2 protein-coding genes are annotated in these 1129 nt (G+C 65.8%); both read left to right on the top strand.

Annotated features, from left to right (window positions below):
* Positions 1-290 (top strand): NAD(P)-dependent oxidoreductase (locus MFF34_RS26535; RefSeq protein ID WP_283236633.1); only part of this gene is annotated, 290 nt, incomplete at its 5' end.
* A 51-nt stretch (positions 291-341) separates the two neighbouring features.
* Positions 342-1129, top strand: a 788-nt coding sequence (locus tag MFF34_RS26530) for a PhzF family phenazine biosynthesis protein (RefSeq protein WP_099428661.1), incomplete at its 3' end; no start/stop codon positions are given.

Here is a 1129-nt window from a genome sequence, read left to right as displayed (position 1 = left end):
AAGCCCTCGGCGCCGAGGGCTACCTGGTGAACATCGCCCGTGCCAGCGTGGTGGACACCCAGGCCCTGGTGGCGGCGCTGGCGGGCGGCAAGCTTGCCGGTGCCGCCCTGGACGTGTTCGACGACGAGCCGGCAGTGCCCGATGCCCTCAAGGCGCTCGGCAATACGGTGCTGACACCCCATGTGGCGGGCCAGTCGCCGGAGGCCGCGCGCGACACGGTGACGTTGGTAGTGCGCAATCTGCAGGCGTTCTTTGCCGGCGAGCCGGTGTTGACCCCGGTACGAAACTGACTCTTTTCACCCATGAGCCCGGCAGCGTCCCGGCCAACAAGGAGTGTGTGCATGCAACTCGAGATCTTCCAGGTCGATGCGTTTTCCGCTGAGCCTTTCGGTGGCAACCCGGCGGCAGTCATTCCGCTGGACAGCTGGCTGCCGGACGATGTGCTGCAACGCATCGCCGAAGAGAACAACCTGTCCGAAACCGCCTATTTCGTGCGTAACGGTGAGGCATACGACCTGCGTTGGTTCACCCCGACGGTCGAGGTCGACCTGTGCGGCCATGCCACCTTGGCCTCAGCTTATGTGTTGTTCGAGCAGTTGGGTGTGCAGGCGCCCGTGTTGCGGTTCAATACCCGCAGCGGCGAGTTGCGCGTCAGCCGTGGTGCCGACGGGCTGCTGGCGATGGACTTCCCGGCCAAGCAACCGGAAGCGGTGGAGGCCCCAGCGGGCCTGTTGGAGGCGCTGGGCCTGAGCAGTGCGCGTGCGGTGTACCGCAGCGATGACTTGGTGGTGGTGATCGATGACGCGTCGTTGCTGGACCCGTTGAAACCCGATTTTGTCGCCCTGTCGGCCTTTGATGTGCGCGGGATCGCCGTGACTGCGGCGGGGCGTGGGTTTGATTTTGTCACCCGGTGGTTCGGCCCGCGGGTAGGCGTGAACGAGGACCCGGTAACGGGCTCGGCGCACACCTCGCTGGCGCCGCTGTGGGCCGAGCGGCTGGGCAAGAATGTGTTGAGCTGCGAGCAGGGTGGGGTGCGCAAGGGGCAGCTGCTGTGCGAGGTGCCGGGTAATGGGCGGGTGATCATCAGTGGGCGGGCGGCGTTGTATCTGCGGGGACAGGTGTTTATCTG

The organism is Pseudomonas sp. PAGU 2196, from assembly GCF_022179005.1.
Taxonomy (GTDB): Bacteria; Pseudomonadota; Gammaproteobacteria; order Pseudomonadales; family Pseudomonadaceae; genus Aquipseudomonas; species Aquipseudomonas kermanshahensis.
The sequence above is the reverse complement of the archived record's forward strand: the minus strand, read 5'-3'. Positions and strand labels throughout refer to the sequence as shown.